Origin of the sequence: Gracilibacillus orientalis (assembly GCF_900114645.1) — a bacterium.
In the GTDB taxonomy this organism is placed as follows: domain Bacteria; phylum Bacillota; class Bacilli; order Bacillales; family Amphibacillaceae; genus Gracilibacillus; species Gracilibacillus orientalis.
In genome coordinates, this window is record NZ_FOTR01000006.1 from 101,991 (window position 1) to 120,985 (window position 18,995).

The 18,995-nt window shown below is 35.6% G+C and carries 17 protein-coding genes; all 17 read right to left on the minus strand.

What is annotated here, in order from left to right:
* Positions 1-59: 59 nt before the first annotated feature.
* Positions 60-1,358, minus strand: a complete 1,299-nt coding sequence (gene ftsA, locus BM121_RS12260; protein WP_091483932.1) for a cell division protein FtsA — start codon at positions 1,356-1,358, stop codon at positions 60-62.
* A gap of 148 nt (positions 1,359-1,506) precedes the next feature.
* Positions 1,507-1,875, minus strand: a complete 369-nt coding sequence (locus BM121_RS12265) for a small basic family protein (RefSeq protein WP_091483933.1) — start codon at positions 1,873-1,875, stop codon at positions 1,507-1,509.
* A complete protein-coding gene (locus BM121_RS12270) occupies positions 1,875-2,600 on the minus strand; it encodes a DUF881 domain-containing protein (RefSeq protein ID WP_175495420.1) in 726 nt (241 codons plus the stop codon). The genes BM121_RS12265 and BM121_RS12270 overlap by 1 nt, the downstream gene beginning before the upstream one ends.
* Positions 2,601-2,604: 4 nt before the next feature.
* Positions 2,605-3,291 carry a DUF881 domain-containing protein gene (locus tag BM121_RS12275; protein ID WP_091483935.1) on the minus strand — a complete coding sequence of 229 codons (687 nt, stop codon included), beginning with the start codon at positions 3,289-3,291 and terminating at the stop codon, positions 2,605-2,607.
* The gene (locus BM121_RS12280; protein WP_091483936.1) at positions 3,281-4,063 is read right to left on the minus strand and encodes a cell division protein FtsQ/DivIB; all 783 of its coding nucleotides are present in this window, start codon (positions 4,061-4,063) and stop codon (positions 3,281-3,283) included. Before BM121_RS12280 ends, BM121_RS12275 begins: the two co-directional genes overlap by 11 nt.
* A gap of 97 nt (positions 4,064-4,160) precedes the next feature.
* On the minus strand, positions 4,161-5,258 hold the full coding sequence (gene spoVE / locus BM121_RS12285) for a stage V sporulation protein E (RefSeq protein ID WP_091484088.1): 1,098 nt from the start codon (positions 5,256-5,258) through the stop codon (positions 4,161-4,163).
* 100 nt (positions 5,259-5,358) lie between these two features.
* Entirely contained in the window at positions 5,359-6,705 is a 1,347-nt protein-coding gene (gene murD / locus BM121_RS12290) for a UDP-N-acetylmuramoyl-L-alanine--D-glutamate ligase (RefSeq protein ID WP_091483937.1), read from the minus strand.
* Positions 6,702-7,688 carry a phospho-N-acetylmuramoyl-pentapeptide-transferase gene (gene mraY, locus BM121_RS12295; RefSeq protein WP_091483938.1) on the minus strand — a complete coding sequence of 329 codons (987 nt, stop codon included), beginning with the start codon at positions 7,686-7,688 and terminating at the stop codon, positions 6,702-6,704. The genes murD and mraY overlap by 4 nt, the downstream gene beginning before the upstream one ends.
* A gap of 30 nt (positions 7,689-7,718) precedes the next feature.
* Complete coding sequence (locus BM121_RS12300) at positions 7,719-9,179, minus strand: UDP-N-acetylmuramoyl-L-alanyl-D-glutamate--2,6-diaminopimelate ligase (protein WP_091483939.1); 1,461 nt, start codon at positions 9,177-9,179, stop codon at positions 7,719-7,721.
* Positions 9,180-9,267: 88 nt separating this feature from the next.
* Positions 9,268-11,193, minus strand: a complete 1,926-nt coding sequence (locus BM121_RS12305) for a stage V sporulation protein D (protein WP_091483940.1) — start codon at positions 11,191-11,193, stop codon at positions 9,268-9,270.
* A gap of 81 nt (positions 11,194-11,274) precedes the next feature.
* Entirely contained in the window at positions 11,275-13,470 is a 2,196-nt protein-coding gene (locus BM121_RS12310) for a penicillin-binding protein (protein ID WP_091483941.1), read from the minus strand.
* An 8-nt stretch (positions 13,471-13,478) separates the two neighbouring features.
* A complete protein-coding gene (gene ftsL / locus BM121_RS12315; protein WP_091483942.1) occupies positions 13,479-13,859 on the minus strand; it encodes a cell division protein FtsL in 381 nt (126 codons plus the stop codon).
* Positions 13,860-13,874: 15 nt separating this feature from the next.
* Entirely contained in the window at positions 13,875-14,834 is a 960-nt protein-coding gene (gene rsmH, locus BM121_RS12320) for a 16S rRNA (cytosine(1402)-N(4))-methyltransferase RsmH (RefSeq protein ID WP_091483943.1), read from the minus strand.
* A gap of 24 nt (positions 14,835-14,858) precedes the next feature.
* A complete protein-coding gene (gene mraZ / locus BM121_RS12325; protein ID WP_091483944.1) occupies positions 14,859-15,290 on the minus strand; it encodes a division/cell wall cluster transcriptional repressor MraZ in 432 nt (143 codons plus the stop codon).
* 171 nt (positions 15,291-15,461) lie between these two features.
* Entirely contained in the window at positions 15,462-17,084 is a 1,623-nt protein-coding gene (bshC, locus tag BM121_RS12330) for a bacillithiol biosynthesis cysteine-adding enzyme BshC (protein WP_091483945.1), read from the minus strand.
* 104 nt (positions 17,085-17,188) lie between these two features.
* Entirely contained in the window at positions 17,189-17,575 is a 387-nt protein-coding gene (locus BM121_RS22690) for a DUF3397 family protein (protein WP_091483946.1), read from the minus strand.
* 753 nt (positions 17,576-18,328) lie between these two features.
* A complete protein-coding gene (locus tag BM121_RS12340) occupies positions 18,329-18,778 on the minus strand; it encodes an RsfA family transcriptional regulator (protein ID WP_091483947.1) in 450 nt (149 codons plus the stop codon).
* Positions 18,779-18,995: the final 217 nt, after the last annotated feature.

Here is an 18,995-nt window from a genome sequence, read left to right on the forward strand (position 1 = left end):
CCTCCCATTTTGCTAGATTAATAGTCTGTCTTTTCATGTCTTCATTTATTCCCATTTTCTTAATCAAAGAAATATTTGAAGAAGTTTGCTAATTTAGGTTCTTTCTTTTCTTTTACATTTTGTTTATTTGTTGATTTTTTTGTTCGTTTAGGTTTTGGTTTTTCAATTTCTGTATGATGTGCTTGTTCTCGTTGAACTGTTACTGCTTCTGAAAACTCTTTCCCTTGTATTTTCGCATTCTTATACGCAAATTTCAAGATACCAATTCCTGCTGTAAATTGAGGTTCACGAACACCTATATAATCAGGAATGGCGATTCTAACATTACTTTGATAAATATCTTGTGCTAAATCAGCTGTCCCTGGCATACTCATCGTACCACCTGTAAGCACCAGACCACCTGGAATTTCATCATACCCCATTTTCTGAATCTCTCGTGCACTATATACTAAAATTTCTTCTAATCTAGCTTCGATTATTTCAGTTAAATCCAATTGAGTATACATTTGTCTCTGATTACTGCCAATGATATTTACTTCAAATGTTTCCTCTTCGTTGGCATCACTATAGAAGGCATGTCCATGGTCGAGTTTAATATCTTCTGCTTCATCTGATGTTGTACGTAGTCCAATAGACAAATCCTTCGAAATATTATATCCACCTAGTGGTACAACACTGGTACCTACCAAGCCATCATCTTCAAAAACAGAAACCGTTGTACTGCCTCCACCAATATCTAGTAATGCAACACCTAAACTTTTCTCATCTTGAGATAAGGCAACTTCACCTGTTGCTAATGGTTGCAAGCAAATATCCATAATACTTAGCCCTGCTTTTTCTACACATTTCAAGATATTATGTAGCATCGTCTTTGAACAAGTAATAATGGTACCTTCCATCTCTAATCGGACCCCAATCATCCCTCTTGGGTCTCGAATTTCATCTAATCCGTCAACGATAAATTGCTTTGGTATCACATCAACAATTTCTCTTTCAGGTGGAATCGACATAACCTGTGCCGCATCCATTACTCTATGTATATCTTCTTCTGATATTTCTTTATCATCACTTGATACTGCAACCACTCCATGACAAGATTGTAATTGCACATGATTACCATTAATTCCAACTATAACCTGATCAATATGTATATCTACCATGCGTTCAGCTTGTTCAACTGCAGTACGGATTGAATGCACAGTCTCATCTATATCCACAATAGCTCCTTTTTTCATACCTAGAGACTTTGCTGTACCAACCCCAATCACATTTAAAGAATCACCGATGATTTCTCCAATGATAACCTTTATTTTTGATGTACCTATATCCAAGCTGACTAGAATTTCACCGTTATCCATAAGGCACCTCCTATTTCACTCCTATTTCAATGCATTAAACTACGATTCATTTCATATAAGTATATTAAACTGTATTAAACACTATTATAATAAAAAAAACAATATTTTTACATGAATATATGTAAATTTATCGCAAAAATATTAAATATTATGATTTATCATCTTTTTTTGCCTGTTTACGCATGTAATATTTCCTAAATATTAGTCTTCTTATAATAGATAGATTTTGGAATAACCTAACTCCAAATGCAAAGATTGCTGCTAAATATAAGTCTATTCCTAGCTGTACACCTATAAATGCTAAAAAGCCAGCTAATAAAACATTGAAGAAAAAACCAGAAACGAATACTTTTTGGTCAAATTTCGACTCCAATTGTGCCCTAACACCACCAAATAAGGTATCTAAAGCAGCTAACACTGCAATAGATAAATAATTGGTATCTTCAGCTGGAATACTCATATTTGTCATAAAACCTAATAATAAACCAATTATTAAAAACAATGCCGGCAACCACATTAGCTTTCACCTTCTTCTGGGACATCAACAATATCTACATCCTGTAAGTCAATAAGATCATCATACTCTGGGAGTACGATATCACTTTGTTTTGATATACTCATTGTAACATTTTCTAACGCGAAGTAATCACCTATTTCACTAACCTCTATATGGTTTACTATTTCTTCCGAATTATTTGTTAGAACATATATTTCTGTTGGTAGATCTCCAATGGAAGTATTGTTTACATAGATGTTTCCATTCACATCTCTAATTGGAGTTATATTAGTGATACGCTGGTTTTCAATGGCCATTTCCGTTGCACCAGCTGCACTCAACTCATTGATAAATAATTGAAGTAATTCAGCATTTATTTCAGGATATTCTTGATAATCATCATCTAAAAACATTGGTTCCAACTTAATAATAAGTCCTTGTCCTTGTTTTTCTGTTAATCCTGCTTGTTCTCGTAATTGTTGGATGGAATTTTGTAATGACTCAATTTGCTGGTGTTCAGTTTGCTCTCGATACTCACGAAGTGTGTTTTCCGCTTCCGCGATCTCTGTGTACAAATTTTGCTGAACTTTTTGTTCTTCTAACAGTGCTGTTCTAATTTCCCAAGTGTCTCTCGTATCTCGTTCTGTAGTTTGGTAATTGGTGTTAAATAAAATAGCTATCATAAAGCCAATCAATAAACAAACTAACCCTATCGTAAAGTGCTGTTTTGTAAAAATAGTTTTCATACTGTCACATATCCTTCGCGTACATTTCAACATTAGAGTTCTTCTCAATCGTTACTTCAATATTATCCTGGACAAGTTGGTCAATGACCCCATTTTTAAGGTTTAAACTGACATCCAAAACTTCTTGATCACCAATTGCTGATATCACAAATGGTGCAGGATATGAAGTCCCATCAATCGAAATAACAGGTCCAATACAAGATATGTAACTATTACGGTATATTCGCTGTCCATTAATTGCTATAGCTTTAGCGCCTGCACTAAATAATTCGTTTACTGTTTGATGAATGTGCCGGTCATGAACAATATATTGATTCGCATGATCCTCGGCAGGAATAAAACTTGCATCTTTTAATGTCACCATAATACCATCACCACTAATAGACAATTCACCCGTTAATTTTTGTAAATTAGATTTAGTAACTACTAAATCTTTTAATACATCAGCTTCTTCACCTATATCCTGTTCAGTGGACTGTACTTCCTGTCGAATTTGACTTAATTCTGATCTTAATTGTTTATTTTTTTCTTCCATATCGATTAATTGTTTACGGTAATAGAAATCTCTTTCCCATTCCTCATTATTGACTTGTACAATTTCTGCAGTTGATTTTGTTTGCTGATAACTAAAAGTTAACAAGAAGCCCAATACCAAAAAGACCAATGCAAATACTAATTGTCTACTCTTCATTTTCCTCCTCCACTTCCTTATCTACACTATAAGGAGTAAATACCGCTCCGCTTTCGTCAATTTTAATAATACCTTCTTTGTTCTTATCCAACTGACTTACAATAGAAGGATAACTATCAAGATTAGAAGATAAATTCCGAATCGAAGACTCGACCTCCTGGCCATCTGTCATATATAAATTCACCTTGTAAGGATTGGAGTCTGACGGAATCCATTTCACTTCAGAGATTAATGCAAAAACATATGGAGAAAGATTGGCTAATTCTTCCGATAATTCTTGTAAATAGTTATTATCACTAAATCCTTTTAAAATGGGAACATCCCCATGTATATCGGAAGAATTAACCTTATCTAACAATTTGCCATTTTCCAAAAGTGGTTGTATTTTTCCATCCACTTCAACATAGGCCACATGGCTTAATTCCGTTATTTCCATAATGATCGTATTCGGAAAAGATTTCGAAACATCAGCCTCTTTCACTTGTGGATGTGAAATGATATTTTCTTCTAACTCTTTTGTTTGTACTCCCCAAAAATTTGCATTTTCTTCTATTTCACTTTGGTTAATTATTTCTTCTTTTGTCAGCCATTGCAAACCATTTACTGATATATTTTTCACATAACTCATAGGTGATTGAAGATAGATCACCGTAAAAATTAATACAAAAAAGATGAGCACATAAAAAATCAGTTTTCTGTTTGCTTTTTTTCGACGCTCTTGTTTCAATTTTGGTATACGATCTTCTATTGAAACGACTCTTTTTTGTACCATATCTATACTTCCTTTTATTCACTAAATTTTGTATTCATGTCTTGTTTCGATTATATCATAGTCATTACTATCTAGGAATCATCCAAAACTCCCAAGTTTATTGTCGATATTTACTAATGTTAATTAATATTCCGACAGAACAAAGGGTCAATGTCAAAGAAGAACCACCATAACTCAAGAATGGCAAGGTAATTCCTGTGACTGGAATTAAACCGATCACAACACTGATATTAATCATTACCTGGATAGCAATCATACCGACAATTCCCACAGCTAGCAATCTAGCGAACAGATCAGGTGCGTGAATCGCCGTTAATATTCCTCGCCATATAAATAAAATGAATAGCACAATGACAAAACCTGCACCTATAAAGCCTAACTCCTCTGCAATTATTGCAAAAATAAAATCATTATGTGGTTCCGGTAGGTAAAAATATTTTTGCAGACTATTTCCAAAACCAACCCCTAATAGTCCCCCAGGACCAATCGCATACAAGGACTGAATAATTTGAAAACCAGTCCCTAATGGGTCCTGCCAAGGGTCAAGAAAAGCTGTAATCCGGTTGATTCTGTATGGAGCAGAGATGATAAGCAAAAGAAAACCAATGACACCAAAACCAGCTAAAAATACAAAGTGAATGATTTTGGCACCAGCTACGAAAATTAATAAAAAACAGGTTAATAGAAACACCATACCTGTACCTAAATCCGGCTGAAGCATGATAATAAGAAAAACAACTACTGAAAGCAACAGAGGTGGAAGAAAACCTTTTTTGAATTCCGTAATCCTATCCTGTTGATTGACTAGAAATCCACTTAAGAACATAATCATGGCAAGTTTAATAAATTCTGCCGGCTGAATGCTAAACGCACCTACTCCTATCCAACTTCTTGCACCACCCCTAACCATTCCAATACCTGGAATTAAAACGGCAATTAACAGGATAAGGCAACTAATAAAAATCCATTTCCGATGCTTTATCCATTGAAAATAGGAGATGTTGGATACAATCATCATTGCAATAACACCAACACCAGCAAATAGTACTTGTCGTTTCAGGAAATAGAAAGAATCATTGAACTTATACTCGGCCCAAATCGAGGATGCACTATAAACCATGATTGTTCCGACCAACAAAATAGCAATAATTACAAAAATCAAAAAATAATCTGGCTTATGTTGATTTTTTAACATTGGTTGCACAAAAAAACCCCCAAATCTTTTAATAAATTTAGGGGCTCGTTTTATTTTGATACAACATGGTCTGTGCTTATTATAATAGACAAGCCCCCCATTATAATTTATGCACAGATTCCATAAACATGTTGCCTCTTTCTTCAAAGGTTTTATATTGATCCCAACTTGCACAAGCAGGTGACAATAAGACAACATCTTCTTCATTGGATAATTGATACGCTTTTTGAACAGCTTCTTTCATCGTGTCGACCATTTCTAAATTTTCTATTCCACTAGCTTCTCCGATTTTTCTTAATTTTTGGGTTGTTTCTCCAAATAATACAAGTGCCTTCACATTTGACATATATGGTAACAAATCATCAAATTCATTGCCGCGGTCAAGACCACCTGCCAGCAATATGATCGGTTGATTAAAGGCAGATAATGCCTTAGTTGTTGCAAGTATATTAGTAGCCTTGGAATCATTATAAAACTTTCGACCATTTACATCTTTAACAAATTGCAGTCGATGTGACACACCTGTAAATGTTGTAAGGACTGTTTCAATAACTTGGTTTGAAATACCTTCAATTTTTGCCACGGAAATAGCAGCTAAAATATTCTCTAGGTTATGTTCACCAACTAATACAATTGAAGCTAATTCAATCACTTTCTCACCACGAAAATAAATTGCCTTCTCATCACAATACGTACCGTTCGATACTACTTCTTTACGGCTAAATGGCACAAGATTTGAGCTAGCATTTTTAATCATGTTTAAGATACGTTGATCATCAGCATTATAAACTAAGTAGTCATGTTCTGTTTGATTTTTAAATATATTTGCTTTTGCATTGTGATACTGTTCCAATGTATGATGATAATCCAAATGTGCTTCGAAAAGATTTAGTAACACCGCAATATTAGGTTTAAATGTACTAATACCTAATAACTGAAAGGAAGATAATTCGGCAATCATTGTTTGTTTATCGTGCATTTGCTCGGCAACTTCTGATGCAACATGACCGATATTTCCCGCTAAACTTACAGGAGAATCTGCTTTTTTAAACATTTCATATATTAAAGTAGTTGTCGTGGTTTTTCCATTTGAACCAGTAATTCCTACAGTTTGATTAATATCAAAGTACGGTATTAACTCTATTTCTGTTAATACCGGAATCCGATTTTTAACAGCCTGATCTATTAAAATATTTTCATAGGGAATACCTGGGTTTTTAATAATGGCGTCGACATCCTCCAGCAATGATAAGGGGTGTTCACCAACAATTACAGAGATACCCTGGGATTGTAAACTTTGTACATTTTCATCGTCTTCAGAGGCTTTTAAATCATTCGCGATAACTTTTACACCATTTCTACTTAACAACTTCGCAACAGCTGTTCCACTTTTTGCAAGGCCTAATACAAGTACTTTAGCAAAAGGGAACTCCTTTAGTACTCTCATGATGCCAACACCTCAATATATATGCCTAATATAGCAAATAAAATACCTATCGCCCAGAATGTAGTAACGACACGCCATTCAGACCAACCTTTTAACTCATAGTGGTGATGCAGCGGACTCATTAAAAAGATCCTTTTTCCTCTTGTTTTGAAGGAAATAACCTGAATGATAACGGACAATGTCTCTAAAACGAAAACTCCACCGATAATTACTAATATAATCTCCAACTTTAATAATATAGCAATGGCTGCAATCGCACCACCTAGCGCCAATGATCCAGTATCTCCCATGAATACCTTAGCAGGATGTGCATTAAATACTAAGAAGCCTAGTAATGCACCTACAACCGATAAACTAAACAGTGTCACGCTTAAATTCGGGATACCGTACCAAGCTAATATTGCAAATGCTCCGAAAGCAATAGCAGCCGTACCAGCCAATAACCCATCCAGTCCATCAGTAAGATTTACTGCATTAGAAGCACCAACTAACATTAACACGATAAAAATAGGATAAAACCATCCTAAGTCAAAGGAGACTTCTGTACCTGGGATAGCAATACTTGTTGAAAAATTTTGTTGCAGTAAAACTACATAAAATATAATAGCAATCACTATTTGCCCTAATAACTTTTGCTTGGAGGTTAGTCCCAGATTTCGTTTTAATACCACTTTAATAAAATCATCAAGAAAACCTAATATGCCAAATCCAATCAACACTAATAGTAACAATAATACTTCATATCCTAATGCACCATTATTGACACGGGCAACGACAACGATGCTTGTTATCGTAATACTTAGAATAATCATGACCCCGCCCATAGTTGGAGTGCCTGACTTTTTCTGGTGTGATTGAGGCCCTTCTTCTCTTATACTTTGTCCAAATTTTAACCTTTTAAGAAAAGGAATTAAAATGGGGGATAGTAGGACAGTAATTAAAAATGCGATCGCTACTGTAATTAAAAATGTATATTCATTCATCCATGTTCTCTCCAATCTCCTATCCAAGTGTTACGAATTCAGATATTTTATAGCTACTTTTTCATCGTCAAAATCTAAGACTTTATCTCCTACCAATTGATATGTTTCATGCCCTTTACCAGCAATTAAAATTACATCTTTATCATTAGCTTGTTCAATTGCTTGCTTTATTGCATCTTCACGCTCTAACACTGTTTGATAATTGTTATAGGTCAATCCTTTCACCATATCATCAATAATAGTTTGTGGGGCTTCTGAACGTGGATTATCAGAAGTAAAGATTGCTAGATCTGCATATTGACAGGCGATTTCTGCCATCAATGGTCTTTTACGACGATCACGATCGCCACCGCAACCAACTACTACATGTATATCTCCTTCACAGAATCGCTTGATCGTTGACAAGACATTTTCTATTGAATCAGGTGTATGTGCATAATCAATAATTACACCAAAATCCTTCTTATGTTCTACCGGTTGGAAACGTCCTTTCACTCCTGAAGTATAGTTTAACACATTTTGTATTACTTCAAATCCAATTCCCGATGCATAGGCTGCAGCAGCCGCTGCTAACATATTATAAACACTAAACATACCCATTAGTTTACTCTCGATTGGAATATCACCTTTTGGAGTTTTCATTATAAATGAAACACCATTGGCCATCAATTTTACATTGATAGCTTGGAAAGAAGCTTTATTTTGAACACCGTAAGTTAAAATCGGTTGAGCAGTTACTTTTTTTAAAAAGTCAGCATACTCATCATCTTGATTAATAATTGCATATTTTGGTGATTCATGTTCCAACGTATTACCTAACTGTGAGAACAATAAACTTTTTGCATATAAATAGTTTTGCATTGTTTGATGATAATCAAGGTGATCTTGACTTAAGTTAGTAAATACAGCGATATCGATATCTACACCATGAATTCTCCCTAAGTCTAATGCATGTGATGATACTTCCATTGTAGCCACGTCTATTCCTTTTTCGACCATGGTATATAAATTTTTTTGCAAAAATAAAGCATCAGGTGTTGTGTTTTTAACTGGATGATTCTCACCATCAATCACCATTTGAATTGTACCGATTAAAGCTGTTTTTTGCTTCGCGTACTGGTGAATTTCGTCAATAATATGTGTGACAGAGGTCTTTCCATTTGTACCAGTCACACCAATAACTTTTAACTTATTGGAAGAATGGCCATAAAAAATGTTTGCTAAATGAGCCAAAGCCCTTGATGTGTCTGGGACAATGACAACCGGAACAGATACATCCAATTCCTTTTCGGCCAGGATGACAGTTGCACCATTTTCAATTGCGGCTTCTGAAAATTGATGGCCGTCGACGGTATACCCTTTAATACAAACAAATAAAGAATCTTCTTTTAGAAGTCTGTGATCCATTGCTATATGTTCTATATTAATCATATCAAGGTTCTGTTTACATTGATAATCTGGTAAATTTTTGATTAAATCATTTACATTCATACTAGTCACCTTTTCTTTTGGGTTACTTTTTATAAACAACTACATTATTATATCAAAGACTTTTCAACATTACGATAAATCTTTATTACTATTTATTACCTAATACAAGCCTGATTTTACTTCCTTCTTGTACTTTTTCTCCTGCAGCTGGTGCTTGATCAATAATATAATCACCTTCTCCTACCACATCAACTTCTAATGAAACTAGCGACTGTTGTAATTCATTTTTATTTAAGCCAATTAAGTCAGGCACTTCAACAGGGGGAGATTCAGGCCATTGGTATTCTTTTTCAATTCCTTCTTCTTGCTTTGACACACCTAACGCGCGCAGACTATCTCCAATAATGGTGCCGACGATTGGAGCAGCTACCACCCCACCAAATTGCACAACATCTTTTGGATTATCTATAGCAACATAGACAACTATTTCAGGATCATTAGCTGGTGCAAAACCGATGAATGATACAATATGGTTATTCTCCATATACTTCCCATCTTCACCGACTTTCTGTGCAGTCCCTGTCTTTCCACCTATTCGATAACCATCCACATACGCACTTCTACCTGTCCCTACGGCAACAACGGATTCAAGAGCCTCGCGTACCTTTTTAGATGTATCGGATGAGATGATTCTATTTTTCAAGACAGGCTCTGTTTTATCGACCTCTTCACCTGTCACCGGGTCAAGAAATGCCTTTGCAACGTATGGCTCATATAAATAGCCACCATTAACGGCTGCTGACACTGCCATTACTTGCTGGATCGGTGTAACTGATACACCTTGACCAAAAGCGGTAGTCGCTAGCTCAACAGGACCGACATTATCTAAATCGAACAAAATTCCATTAGCTTCACCTTGTAAATCAATACCTGTTTTTTGTCCAAAGCCAAAATCTTCAATATAAGAAAATAACCTTTCTTTACCTAGCTTTTGCCCTAAAACGATAAATCCAGGGTTACATGAATTCTGTACAACTTCTAAAAATGTTTGATGACCATGCCCCCCACTTTTCCAGCAATGCAAATGTGTTCCACCCACTTCAATGTCCCCATCATCCACATAAGTATCATTTTCAAGATCAACCAAGTCCTCTTCCAATGCAGAGGCTAGCGTAATAATCTTAAACGTTGAACCAGGCTCATACGTGCTCCAAATCGGCAAATTTCGATTATATACTTCAGCACTGATATCCTGATAATTCGCAGGGTCAAAGTTTGGTCTCGATGACATCCCTAAAATACTGCCATCCTTAGGATTCACAGCAATAGCTATAGCCCCATCAGGGTTATATTTCTCTTCTGCTATATCTAATTCTCGCTCCATAATCGTTTGTACTTTGCTATCTATGGTTAGTTGAAGGTCATAGCCATCTTTAGGGGCAGTATATTTATCAGCCATTTGTGGCATTCTTTTTCCTTTTGCATCACTGTAAAAGGATAAACTGCCTTCTGTTCCACTTAACATATCTTCATACATTAACTCTAGTCCTGTTAATCCTTGGTTATCAATCCCACTAAATCCAAGTACATGTGACAAATATGCGCCGTTTGGATAATGTCTAATAGAATCTTCTGCAATGTAAATACCTTCTAATTCCAACATTTGGACAGCCATTGCTTTTTCTTCTGATATTTTCCGACCTTCTGGTTGCAGTATTACGATACGCTCATTTTTATGAACAGCTTCTAACACATCTTCATAAGGCATATCCAATACGTCTGCTAATTGTTGTGCTGACTTCTCTGGCTCTATCACTTGTCGTGGCACGATCATTACCGTTGGAGCTGAAACATTCTCCGCCAAAACCTCTTCATTGGTGTCAATGATTTTCCCTCTTTCCGGTTCGAAAACAATATCTCTACTCCATAAATCTTCCGCCTCAGCAATCAGAAAATCGGACCAGACAAATTGCACATAACCCAACCGTGCTACAATAACTCCCATAATGATTAATGCAAAAAGAAACACAGTGACTATTCTGCGTTGCACCTTAATATTGGTTATCCGTTTCATGACATATCTCCTTTAGTTCAAGAAACTGTTTGTCCCAATATATGTTTGTGAAAGGCTGAATAGAACACTGTGTATGATTGTTTACTGCTCTTCTTCGTTCTCCTCATCATCAGATTCATCTGATGTTGCTTCCTGTTCTTCCGGTACATCCGGTTCTTCCAGTTCAACCATTAAATAATCTTTTTCATTGAAAGACGACCCTTTTTCAATACTCTGTTTCTTCACATAACCATTTCCCGTCCACTCTAAATCTAAATCCAAAAAGTCTCGGAAAGATAACACATCTCTAAATGACCATCCTGTCAAATCCGGCATCTTCATGTTATCAGTCGCAACAAAAACAGTTTGCCTAGATGTTATTTTGGTCCCTGGTTGAAGGTTTACTTTTTTGATCTGCTCACCATCACCGATAACAATTGGTGCTATACCTAAATCTTTTAATTTATTTACATATGAATCTGTTTGTTTTCCTTCCCACTCAGGAATCTCTACTACTTCGATAGGTTCTTTTGCTTCTTTATCCGGTTCGATATTCAAATAACGCAAACTATTTTCCATTACATTTTTAAAGACAAAAGAAACAGGTGCAGATCCTGATTCTGTTGAATCTAGAGTAGGTTCTTTTACTGATACATACATAATAAGTTCTGGATCGTCAGCCGGAGCCATGCCCATGAAAGAAAAGGTGTAACTTTCTCTTCCTATTTTATATTTTCCTGTTTCAGTATCAACAAAGTTAGCAGTACCTGTTTTACCTGCAACAGTATAATCATTTAAATTGTAAATCTCATGACCTGTACCGTTCTCAGATGTAATAACCGATTCTAGCACTTTTAATGTTTCTCTCGCCGTTTCTTCAGAGATAGGTTCACCAACTACTTCTGGTTGATTCTCTGCTAAAACTTCTTGTGTATCATGATCCAATGTTCTGTCGATGATATATGGTTTTAACATTTTACCGTCATTTGCAATCGCAGTTGCTGCTTTCATCATTTGTATTGGTGTTGTAGTGGTACCTTGTCCAAATGCAGTCGTTACTTTTTCACTAACCCAGTTATAAAGTATCCTTCCTGACACTTCACCTGGAAGGTCAATACCTGTCTTTTTATCGAAATCAAATGCTTGCAAATACTCCAAGAATTTATCGGGTCCGATCTTTTCATAGGCTAATTTTGCTGCCGCTACATTGGAAGAACGTTGAATACCTTCTAAGTAACTAATCGTTCCCCAACCTTGACGACCATTATGATCTCCTATTGTTTGAACGTTGTCTTCTGCCTTGTATTTGCCTGATTTGTATTGTTCCTCAGGATTCCAAACACCTTCTTCGATTGCCGATGCTAGCGTGAATATTTTCATCGTCGATCCAGGTTCGAAAGGTGTAGCAATGACATCATTATACCAATTATCCACTTCACCAATATTGTTAGGGTTATAACTTGGTCTGTTGCTTAGAGCCAGTATTTCCCCTGTTTTGGCATCCATTACAACAGCACTCATCCTATCAGGCTCATATTCTTCTTGCACTTCTGATAATGCGTCTTCCATTAATGTTTGTATTTTTTGGTCAACTGTTAAATAGACATCATCACCATTATCAGGCTCATTTATTACCTCTTTTGGATCTAATAGTTTCATATTAAACTGATCTCTTTGATAAGAAATCGATCCATCCTTACCGGTAAGTAAATCGTTCACGAACCCTTCCACACCATTAATTCCGACAATTTTATCATCTTGTTTGTCTGTTAAACCAATCGTATGTGAAGCAAACATACCATTTGGATAGAAGCGGATTGGTTCCTCAATAAAGTTAATACCAGGTAACTCCAAAGCTTCGATCTCTTCTTTCTGTTCCTGATTTAATTCCCTAGCATTAGAGCCAAATTCAACCTGAAACTTTTCATTACTAATACCTTTATTCAAACGCTCGGCTACTTCACTTTCTTCCATTTCTAATATAGGTGCTAGTTTTTGCGCTGTCTTGTCCACATCTTTAACATAGTTAGCAGTATGTGACTCATCAATAACAGCATATAAGCGGTACACAACATGTTCTTGAGCTAGTGCCATACCTTTACGGTCGTAAATCGTCCCCCTAGAAGCGGGAATATTGTAGTTATTGGTTCTTTTTTCATCAGCCAACTCCTGAATGGAAACACCAGATACTTCTCCAGATACTTGAATGTACAAAAACCTTCCAACAATGACAAGAAATAAAATGGTGAATATAACAATCCAAATAACCGGCATGATTTGTGTTGTTTTACTTTTCATTTTTACACCTAATCTGCAAGTTCAGTTGCTTGTTTGACTTGTGTGTTTTGAACTTTCAATCCATGTTTTTTGGCATTTTCAATAATGCGCTCAGGCTGGCTTAATTCTTTTTGTTGAAAAGCAAGATTTTTATTGTGTACACTCTGCTGTTGAATTTGTGTGTTTAACGATTCAACATTTCGATTAATTTGGTCTAACGAAGCACTATAGCTAACCAAATAAGCAGAAAAACAAAGAAATATTACAGCAAAGATAGAATACATCAGTTTCTCTCCGCGAGTAACCCAGCGCTTCTGTACTTTTACTTTTTTTCTGACTACATTCGGTTGCTGCACTTGTTCTTTTACCTGATCGTGTGTGTAATAAACTCTTGCATGTTGACTACTCATGGTTTTGCCACCCTTCTATTTAAATATTTCTTCATTCCACTCTTTCACTTTTTCAATTACTCTCAACTTAGCTGACCTTGATCGTCGATTCTCTTCCAATTCTGTCTCTGATGCTAAAATTGGTTTTCGATTATCCAGTCGAAATGGAGGTTTGAATTCTTCTGGTATCACTGGAATATTCTTTGGAACTGGAGGTATTGTACTCCATTTTTTAAAGGTTTGTTTACAGATACGATCTTCCAATGAATGAAAGGTAATAACTGATATTCTTCCACCTATACAAAGAGATCTGCCTGCTTGATATAATGCATCTTCAAAAGCTTTCAGTTCATCATTAACTGCAATTCGAATTGCTTGAAATATCCGTTTAGCGGGGTGTCCACCTTTTCTTCTGGCAGGTGCAGGGATTGCTTCTTTAATAATGTCAACTAATTCATACGTCGTGTCGATTGTTTTTTTCGTTCTTTCTGATTCGATTTTGCGAGCAATTTGTTTAGAAAATTTCTCTTCACCATATTTAAAGAAAATTGATACTAGATCTTCGTATGGCCATTTATTCACAATTTCAAACGCATTTAATTCGCTGTTTTGATCCATTCGCATATCTAATGGTGCATCATGCTGATAGCTGAAACCTCGTTCACCTCTATCTAATTGAGGGGAGGAAACACCTAAATCAAACAAAATACCATCTACTTCTTTTATTTGGAGTTTTTCTAATTCTTCACTTAAATGACGGAAATTCCGTTGTATCAAGGTGACTTGTTCAAGTTGATCTTTTAATCTTTCTTTAGCAGCATCAATAGCATCTTGGTCTTGATCAAACGCGATTAACCTGCCTTTTTCACTCAACTGTTCTAATATGTACCCGGAGTGTCCGCCACCACCTAATGTACAATCAATATAAATGCCATCCGGATTGATATGGAGACCATTGACAGTTTCTTTTTTTAATACCGTATAATGTCCAAACATGAAGTCACCCCTATCTTGTTGTTTTTACAAATCAAAATCCATCATATTTTCCGCGATTTCTGCAAATGATTCTTCTGATACATCTACAAATTCATTCCATTTATCTTCAGCCCAAAATTCTACACGGCTTGATACACCAATAACCGCACATTCTTTTTCAATTCCTGCATACTTGCGAAGTGGGGCAGGTATATTTATTCTTCCCTGCTTATCAAGTTCACATTCAACTGCGCCAGAAAAGAAAAAGCGGGTAAATGCTCGTGCATCCTTTTTAGTTAACGGTAATTTTTTAAGTTTTTCTTCTAATAGGTGCCATTCACTCATCGGGTATGCAAACAAACATTGATCCAAACCACGAGTAACGACAAATTGATCTCCTAGTCCGTCTCTGAACTTAGAAGGAACGATTATACGTCCTTTTGTGTCAATGTTGTGTTGATATTCTCCCATGAACATACCCAGGCACCCCACTTTCTAACTTTATCGTACCACATTCCCCCACTTTTCACCACTAAATCTTCAAAAAAATTAACCATTTTTTAAAAAGGCTATAAAACCGCATTAGATCAGTGTTAAAAAGACCATAAAAAAAAAGATAATTGGTTACATCAACCAATTACCTTTTCTTTATAAGCACACTATATAATGTTGTTTTTTCCAATCAAATGGATAACTATTTATTTGTTTGAACCATTCAAATCCATGGAGGTTAAGGAAATAAGTAATATTCCAGATTCGTTCTTGTAGTCCATTCTCAGGTTTTAAGTGCATTTGAATATAATCAAACTCTTTTAACTGCAAATGATATTTTTTGGAATATTCTTTATTTATTCTCTTCGAAAGTTTATCTACTTGCTGTAATAATAATTGCAAGTTTTTATCTGCATATTGTGATATATCATCTGTTAAATCATTGGTTACTTCTTTTAGAGGATGATGCGCCTTTTTAATGGCTTCCTCCAGTTGGTTCGTCATTTCTTCAATCGGCCTGCTAGATTGAGCAGATAACCAGTTTATTTTTTGATTCTGGACCCCGTTATTAATTGCGGAGGTAGTATCAATATTATATTTATTCAATACTTTTAACAGTTTCTCTTCGACTAATGTTAGCGACATTCGTGGCAAAACTGGTGGCATTTTGATTGATATATGATGGAATGCCTGTTTTAAAATCGACCAATAAGCCGCTTCACTTGGACCTGCAAAAAACGCTATAGTAGGAAATAATTTTTCTTGCATTAAAGGTCTGGTCACTACATTATTACTCAATCGTTCTGGTGTTTCTGTTGCTATATCCAAAAGCTCTTGAGTGGTATATTGGCATTCATTATTTTTACCAACCCAATTGTAGTCGTCTTTTTGAAGTAATATTCTTTCTCCATCCTGTTCTACAAATAAATGACCATCATGTTCATTGGCATCAACACTAACATGATATCCCTTTGTTCTCATTGATTGTAACGAACGGTACACATTGCGGCTTATTTCCGGTTGCTTTTCAATCATTTCATGAAAGTATGTAGATTCTAATTGTCGAACTTCAGCATCTCCAGAATCAACTAGGATTAATCCAGTATCAGCAAAGATATCATGAAGAAAGGATGCGAAAAAATCTACAAAAGTGTTTGCTTTCATCAACTTGTCATGCAAAGTTTGAAACAATTCTTTCGTATAAGCAGTTTCATTTAGAGAGCGAAAGGTTGTTTCCAACCAATCATATGTTTGTTCTTTATTTAATTTTCGATGAGATACGGAAGATCTTTCTTTATCATCAACATCTATGGGATTTTTTCGAAGTTCTGTTTCTTCCGGTAAATAAATATGATTCACTTCATCAAAATCGTGGTCTTCTCCCGCAATCCAAAACACAGGTAATACTGGTACACCTAATGACTCCTCTTGTTGCTTTGCCAAAGAAATGATGGAGACTATTTTATTAATGGTATACATTGGACCAGATAGTATACCTGCTTGTTGACCTCCAATAACAACGACACTCTTCTCATCTCTTAGTCTTTCAATATTTTCATATGTGGCCTCCGTTGCAAACCAACGTTGATTTATCGAAATTAATACATCAGCAAGGGCATCTCTTTGAAATTTCTGTTCTTTTAAATCTTTCATACGTTCTTCAAAAACATTTTCATCATAAGGATTATAATCAAAATGATCCAATAAATCCTTTACTCCCTTTTGATAATCATTGATAAATTTATTATGTAAATCGAGTCTTTGGGATTCGATACGCATTAATGAACTGCTCCTTTATCTTCAATATATACAATAGTAATCCAATAGTATTGTACATAATGCAAGCGATAAAAGCACATATTTTGTTTGTGAATATGTAATCGCTACAACACCTTGCTTATATTGTAGAAGATTCCATATATAATCGTGATAATATGTAATGTAAAAAATAGTAAAAATGAAGCTTTCCAGAAACGCTTACAGACATGAGAAAAAATGATATCCGTATATACTCTCCAATGAACAAAGACACATACCAATAAAATGAATAACAAAAGGAGAATAATATAACTAATAGGATTTACGGAAAAAACAGAATAAATAATAGCGGCAACTGATGCGATATATAAAACAGTCGTTGTATCAATTGCTAAATGGAAGCAATAGCGTTTTTTACCTACAAACTTATACGATAATTTGTAAATTAAAAACGTTATAGCAAACGGTAGCGTAACCATCAATGCAAGTAGATAGTACAAACCTTCTATCATACGATACCCTCACTTTTAAAATTTGTTATAACTTTCTTACCATCACTTTTAGTCATATTTATTTTAATTATATAAGACTTTTGAACTTGTGCAAGCATCTTTTTCAAATCCCTATACCTATTTCCGTTTAATCGCCACAATAAACATATACTGCGCAGTAAAACTTTCGCTTAGATTTGCTTCCTTCCCTCTTCTTAGAAATGAGTGTTAAGGATACGCTGCGGCAACATACTTCGCTTTCCGCGGGTGACCCGTGAGCCTCCTCACTCACCCAGACCGTTCGCTGTGGGGTCTCACTTTGGCCACTGTTCCCGCAGGAGTCTGCGTATGTTGCCTCCGCTAGTAGTGATTTTCTGTTGATGGAAGGCTGACCCCCTTGGAATATACCTTCTTGGACTTCTGCTCACTTGATCAGAAAACCATACGAAGCTGCGGAAAAATGCGACACTCCTAGGGGAACAGCGCGAGCTGAAGATCCCGCAGGAAAGCGATTTTTGCTTTTTGAGGAAGCTGAAGCCGTGCCCCTGGAAAGGGAGTATTTTTCCGCAGCGACGAATTAGCAGTCACCTCAAAAGAATGGAAGATCATCTCACCCTAAATGTTTTCATTGGTTAGCATTTTGTATCTATTGTTAAGCAAATTTTTAAGAAAACTTTCTTTACAGGTAACAAGTAATTTATAATGAGTATCATTTCAAAAAACATAAAAACCCCATCATTTCCGATGAGGTTACTAACTCATAATAGTTATGAATTAATGCTCTAACTTTTCCATTGCTTGCTGTATGGATTCAATTAATACTTGATACTGATATAACATTTGCTTTAACTGCTTATTTTCTTCCACTAGTTTACGTAATTCTTCCTGATGGTCTATAGCCTGATAGTATTTTTGCAGACGCTCTAATGTTTGGATCACTTCATGAATGTTTGGTTGATCAGAGTGACTAGCATCTAGTTTTTGGTGAGATTGGTAAGATATTTTCTTTCGATTCTGTTTTGCTATCTGTATAGCTTCTTCATACTGTTTCCTTAACGTTGCATTCCACCGAAAACCACACGCTGCAGAAGTTCGTGATAATTTTTCTCCTACTTCCTTAAATGCCTCTAACTGCGTCTTCCCTTCACGAATATAGCGCAACACGGTTTCAGCTAGCAAAATATCCTCATCACTAGTCCAAGCATCTTGTCGGTTCCCTTGCACAACTCCACCTCCTCTACTCTTGATACAATGTATGCAATTAATAGAAGAGATAGACATATTGTTCATAAATATTAGAAAAACTTGATCTACAGCTAGAACTATTGCCTTATTTTTTCTTGTACGTTAGTGATACTTATCAGGGTGTTAACATCTGTGATTTATAGTGGGGGTTTTATGGACGATTAACATCGTAATATTTTTTTGCATAGTTGTCTAA

Excerpts from the sequence above, each read along its gene's own strand:
- BM121_RS12305 (WP_091483940.1), bottom strand. The coding sequence starts at position 11,193 with ATGAAACGGATAACCAATATTAAGGTGCAACGCAGAATAGTCACTGTG.
- BM121_RS22690 (WP_091483946.1), bottom strand. The coding sequence starts at position 17,575 with ATGATAGAAGGTTTGTACTATCTACTTGCATTGATGGTTACGCTACCG.
- BM121_RS12310 (WP_091483941.1), bottom strand. The coding sequence starts at position 13,470 with ATGAAAAGTAAAACAACACAAATCATGCCGGTTATTTGGATTGTTATA.
- mraZ (WP_091483944.1), bottom strand. The coding sequence starts at position 15,290 with ATGTTCATGGGAGAATATCAACACAACATTGACACAAAAGGACGTATA.
- ftsA (WP_091483932.1), bottom strand. The coding sequence starts at position 1,358 with ATGGATAACGGTGAAATTCTAGTCAGCTTGGATATAGGTACATCAAAA.
- murD (WP_091483937.1), bottom strand. The coding sequence starts at position 6,705 with ATGAGAGTACTAAAGGAGTTCCCTTTTGCTAAAGTACTTGTATTAGGC.
- rsmH (WP_091483943.1), bottom strand. The coding sequence starts at position 14,834 with ATGTTTGGACATTATACGGTATTAAAAAAAGAAACTGTCAATGGTCTC.
- ftsL (WP_091483942.1), bottom strand. The coding sequence starts at position 13,859 with ATGAGTAGTCAACATGCAAGAGTTTATTACACACACGATCAGGTAAAA.
- BM121_RS12300 (WP_091483939.1), bottom strand. The coding sequence starts at position 9,179 with ATGAATGTAAATGATTTAATCAAAAATTTACCAGATTATCAATGTAAA.
- BM121_RS12280 (WP_091483936.1), bottom strand. The coding sequence starts at position 4,063 with ATGGTACAAAAAAGAGTCGTTTCAATAGAAGATCGTATACCAAAATTG.
- BM121_RS12265 (WP_091483933.1), bottom strand. The coding sequence starts at position 1,875 with ATGTGGTTGCCGGCATTGTTTTTAATAATTGGTTTATTATTAGGTTTT.
- mraY (WP_091483938.1), bottom strand. The coding sequence starts at position 7,688 with ATGAATGAATATACATTTTTAATTACAGTAGCGATCGCATTTTTAATT.
- BM121_RS12275 (WP_091483935.1), bottom strand. The coding sequence starts at position 3,291 with ATGAAGAGTAGACAATTAGTATTTGCATTGGTCTTTTTGGTATTGGGC.
- BM121_RS12270 (WP_175495420.1), bottom strand. The coding sequence starts at position 2,600 with ATGAAAACTATTTTTACAAAACAGCACTTTACGATAGGGTTAGTTTGT.
- spoVE (WP_091484088.1), bottom strand. The coding sequence starts at position 5,258 with ATGTTAAAAAATCAACATAAGCCAGATTATTTTTTGATTTTTGTAATT.
- bshC (WP_091483945.1), bottom strand. The coding sequence starts at position 17,084 with ATGCGTATCGAATCCCAAAGACTCGATTTACATAATAAATTTATCAAT.